Here is a 4,213-nt window from a genome sequence, read left to right as displayed (position 1 = left end):
AGTGGATATCGGAATAGCCGACGATGCTGCCGACGTTTTCGATTGAAAGCTCGGATTCCCGAAGTAGCCTTCTAGCTTCTCGGTGACGTATCGATTGAACATATTCGCTAGGAGGCATGCCGGCGATTTGCTTAAACAGCTTCGCGGTATGGTCGATGCTCAAATTCAGCTTTGCGGCGATCGTTGTGTTTGTCCAATTGGCAGCAGGTGATGCCTCTATTTCCTCCATTAACTCGGCAATCCTGCCGCCGTGAAGTGAGGATTGTCCAGCGGATCGAGATGAGGGCAAACGCAGCAAATGGGCCAATATATGTAGCATTAGACCTTTGCAAACCAGCTCATACCCAATAGGACGCATAGTGAATTCATGAACAAGCTGCTCCATTAATTGTACGCATACGAGAGGCGGCGTGTAGACTGGATGGTCGGATAAGGGAGCCAACCCTTCCACATAAGGCTCATAAATGAATTTATGCGGCAAAACAGCAGCTTCGTTCACAACCATGTCAGCCTCTGTCTGAATATCGAGCTCGTCAAAAAAATCAAAATGAATGCCGAGAAATCGAGCGTTTGGGCTGGAAACGACTTCATTTTGGTGATAGACGCCAGAGGGCAAAAAGATAAGCTGACCAGCTTCAATTTTATAGCGCTGCCCATGCATGGTCGTCGCTGCTTCGCCATGGTACACGTACAGGAGCTCGTAATCATACAATCTACGTCTTGGCAGAGCACCCGTTGGCAAGCRCTGGAACTGCGCATAATGGACGCTGGGCGACCACTCACGAAATGGAGTTGAACGAATGCGTGGAAAGGGAGATTCAGACTTTTCCAAGCGGTAGGCTCCTTTCATTAAGAAAATAAAAAAGAGAACGGAATTGTCCAAAAAATCGCTATTCTAGCTAAATAAATTTCAAGAATAATCGTTTATTATAAACGTATTATCACATGTTGTTGCAGCAAATTCAATATAACGTAATTATCTAAAAAGGAGTTTGAACAAATGGAGGTTCCTGCGTTTCAAGAGAGTAAAACCTATCTTTGCAGGCAAGTGCCGATCAGCATCGAAGACGCCGGTTTTGGCGCTATCCATTGGGATAGCTTCGATGCGATTGAACTGGTTGATACGGTCACTGCCATGCAGCCTAAGGAGCGTACGGAAGTAAGAGCATGCTGGAGCCAGAACTATTTGCATATTCGCTATTTATGCAAGGATTCACATGTTGTATCTGATTTTACCATACGCGATGAGCCGCTTTATGAGCAGGATGTCGTTGAGCTGTTTATCGATGAGGATGGAACTGGGCATCGTTATCTAGAGCTAGAAGTTAGTCCGAACAATGTTGTTTTTGATGCTCTGATTGCGAATGATGGTGAAGCTGAGATCACTTCGACGGACTTAGCATGGAGGTTTGAGGGTATCCAGACGACTGTTGAAACGAGTGGCGATGCTGAACGGATTTATTTTGTGCATATTCCGGTGGAGAATTTCAAGAAGCCTCTCGAGCAAGGATTAAGCTGGAGAGTGAATTTTTACCGGATTGATGAGGATAAACACGGCAACCGTGAATTCCAGGCTTGGCAGGCTACCAAAGCGATAAACTTTCATCTTCCCCGTAAATTTGGCAGGCTGTTATTTATTTAAAACATAAATATAGGAGGGCTTAACATGAAAAAAGGGATTAATATTTGGTCTTTCAAAGGTGATTCAACCATTGCAGAAAACATTCGTACAGCAAAAAAAGCAGGTTTTGACGGAATCGAGCTGTCATTGAACGAGACGGGTGAGCTTAGCCTAGCAGCATCCGACAAAGAGATTCAAGAAATCAAAAACGAACTGCAGCAAAATGAACTGGAAATTGCAGGTTTAGCAACAGGCTTGTACTGGTCCTATCCAATGACGAGTGAAAACGTGGCTACACGCGAGAAAGCAATCGATGTGTGCAAGAAACAGCTGGAGCTTGCTGCGGCTCTCGGCGTGGATACCATTTTGGTCATTCCAGGCGCTGTAGGCGTTGACTTTATACCAGGCAGTGAAGTTGCTGACTACGAATATGCATATGACCGGGCGCTGGAAGCGATCGGGAAGCTTGTTCCGTTTGCTGAGAGCGCGGGGGTCTCGATTGGCATTGAGAATGTTTGGAACAAGTTCTTATTATCGCCGCTTGAGATGCGTTCCTTCATTGATGCGCATAACTCGAGTTTTGTAGGCTCGTATTTCGACGTTGGCAATGCGCTGCATAATGGTTATCCTGAGCAATGGATTCGTATTTTGGGTCATCGCATCAAGAAAGTGCACTTCAAGGATTACCGCCGTCAAGCAGGCGGATTGCATGGCTTTGTTGATCTATTAGCAGGTGATGTTGATTACCCAGCTGTCATGCAGGCGCTTCATGCGATTGGTTATGACAATTATGTAACTGGAGAAATGATTCCGCCATACAATCATCATTCCGAACAAATCATTTTCAACACTTCAAAAGCGATGGATGCCATATTAGGACGTTAGAATTCATCTACTCAAAAACTATTAGGAGGTTTTTAATATGTTAAAGGTTGGTTTAATCGGTTTTGGATTTATGGGTCGGATGCACTTTGACAATTATGTCCGTCTTGCTAAGGAAGGAGCTCCTGTGCAGCTCGTAGCGATTTGCGATTTGCTGATCGAGGAGTTGAAGGAAGGAAAAGCGTCAGGCAACATCGCGACAGAGCAGGACGTCTATGATCTTGCGCCTTACCGTTTGTACGATAATATTGCTGCAATGCTAGAGAATGAGGAACTAGATATCGTCGATATTACGCTGCCTACTAATCTGCATGCTGATTTAACCTGCTCGATGCTTGAGAGAGGGTTGCATGTATTATGCGAGAAACCTGTGGCAGGAAGCTCAGAGGATGGCTGGCGCATGGCACATGCAGCAGAGCGCACAGGAAAAACGTTGATGATCGGCCAATGCCTGCGCTTCTGGCCAGCTTATGAATACTTGAAGGCTTGCGTAGAGGATGGTCGTTATGGAGCTGTTACGGGCGGTTATTTCTTCAGAGGTTCTGCCGCGCCAAAGGGTTGGTTTCTGGATGGCAGCAAAAGTGGAGGCTGTTTACTGGACATGCACATTCATGATGCAGACATGGTTCACTGGTTATTCGGCAAGCCTGAGAAGGTATCAACGATTGCACGCAATGTCATTCCAGGCAGCGGCTATGATGTCGTGTCTACTCATTATATTTATCCAGATGGCAAGGTGCTGAATGCTCAGGCAGATTGGACGCTGGAAGGCGACTTTGGCTTCGCCATGACGTATCGCGTTAATTTTGAAGGCGGAAATCTCATTTTTGAAAATGGGCAAGTGAAAGTTAATCCAAATGATGCGCCGGGCTTTATCGCTGAATTGTCTGAGGATATGGGTTATTATCGTGAAATCAAATATTTTATTGAATCCATTCATGCGGGGCAGCCAGTTTCGATCTGCGCACCTGAGAGCGCGGTAGGCACGCTTGAAATTATTGAAGCAGAGCTGCGCTCTGCAAATGAAGGCGGGACGCTAGTATCCTTGTAAAAGGCCTAGCATTCACTTAGCAACCGGATAGGCTCGTTAAAATGAACAGACAAAAGCAAGACAGCCGCCGCCTCGTTTAGAGGAGGAATGGCAGTCTTGCTTGTTTGTTAAGAAGGAATTTATTGGGCAAGCCTTTCATCGCTGCGTTCCACGGGAGGGAGCGGAGTACGCTTGACTTTGACTTCCTGAAACATAATTTTGTTAGATAGAATGTATTCCGGCGTTTTACGGTGGGAATGAGATTCACGAAACGCCTCGCTTTTTGTCCATTTGTTAAAATCATCTCTCGATTGCCACCTTGTAACGATGGAAACCTCGTCATAGTCCTTTAGGTTTTGCGTGAGAAGCACCTCAAGCCCAAGAAACCCTTCCATTTCCTCGACTTTGCCTACCCGATCAAAACGTTCAACAAGCTTTTCTCCTTCGCCCTTCGTAATTTGCGATACATTCGTCACAATGATCATCGTTTCTTCCTCCTCATCGGTTTTGGGTATAGGAATGATTATGGGATAACGTTCAGCAAAGCTAATTCTCGCATCCAAATCAAATACGGAGCGCATGAAACGAGGCGTAATGATGGTTCGTGGTTCTCCAGCGTCAGCAAGCTCCCCTTCTTTCATGGCAATCATATAATGGCAATAAGAGGCTGCCTGCTGCAG

At 45.8% G+C, this 4,213-nt stretch carries 5 protein-coding genes; 3 read left to right on the top strand and 2 right to left on the bottom strand.

Annotated elements, in window-relative coordinates; all coding sequences use genetic code 11:
- Nucleotides 1-832 (bottom strand): helix-turn-helix domain-containing protein (locus AC1DSE_RS31320; RefSeq protein WP_477528772.1); only part of this gene is annotated, 832 nt, incomplete at its 3' end.
- Nucleotides 833-1,000: 168 nt separating this feature from the next.
- Between AC1DSE_RS31320 and AC1DSE_RS31315 the strand changes: the two genes are divergently transcribed.
- Genes AC1DSE_RS31315 through AC1DSE_RS31305 form a run of 3 tightly spaced genes read left to right on the top strand, consistent with a single transcriptional unit; the run spans nucleotide 1,001 to nucleotide 3,554 of the window.
- Nucleotides 1,001-1,642: a carbohydrate-binding family 9-like protein gene (locus AC1DSE_RS31315; RefSeq protein WP_076270892.1), complete on the top strand. Its 642-nt coding sequence runs from the start codon at nucleotides 1,001-1,003 to the stop codon at nucleotides 1,640-1,642.
- 24 nt (nucleotides 1,643-1,666) lie between these two features.
- The gene (locus tag AC1DSE_RS31310; RefSeq protein WP_441881781.1) at nucleotides 1,667-2,506 is read left to right on the top strand and encodes a sugar phosphate isomerase/epimerase family protein; all 840 of its coding nucleotides are present in this window, start codon (nucleotides 1,667-1,669) and stop codon (nucleotides 2,504-2,506) included.
- Between the two features lie 37 nt (nucleotides 2,507-2,543).
- The gene (locus tag AC1DSE_RS31305; protein ID WP_339203770.1) at nucleotides 2,544-3,554 is read left to right on the top strand and encodes a Gfo/Idh/MocA family protein; all 1,011 of its coding nucleotides are present in this window, start codon (nucleotides 2,544-2,546) and stop codon (nucleotides 3,552-3,554) included.
- A gap of 119 nt (nucleotides 3,555-3,673) precedes the next feature.
- Here AC1DSE_RS31305 and isdG read toward each other — a convergent pair.
- Nucleotides 3,674-4,213 (bottom strand): heme oxygenase (gene isdG, locus AC1DSE_RS31300; RefSeq protein ID WP_477528771.1); only part of this gene is annotated, 540 nt, incomplete at its 5' end.

This window comes from Paenibacillus sp. 01L418, from assembly GCF_056400045.1.
This window is presented reverse-complemented; position numbering and strand designations above follow the sequence as displayed.

Coding starts and splice junctions, on each gene's coding strand:
- AC1DSE_RS31315 (WP_076270892.1), top strand. CDS start 1,001: ATGGAGGTTCCTGCGTTTCAAGAGAGTAAAACCTATCTTTGCAGGCAA.
- AC1DSE_RS31310 (WP_441881781.1), top strand. CDS start 1,667: ATGAAAAAAGGGATTAATATTTGGTCTTTCAAAGGTGATTCAACCATT.
- AC1DSE_RS31305 (WP_339203770.1), top strand. CDS start 2,544: ATGTTAAAGGTTGGTTTAATCGGTTTTGGATTTATGGGTCGGATGCAC.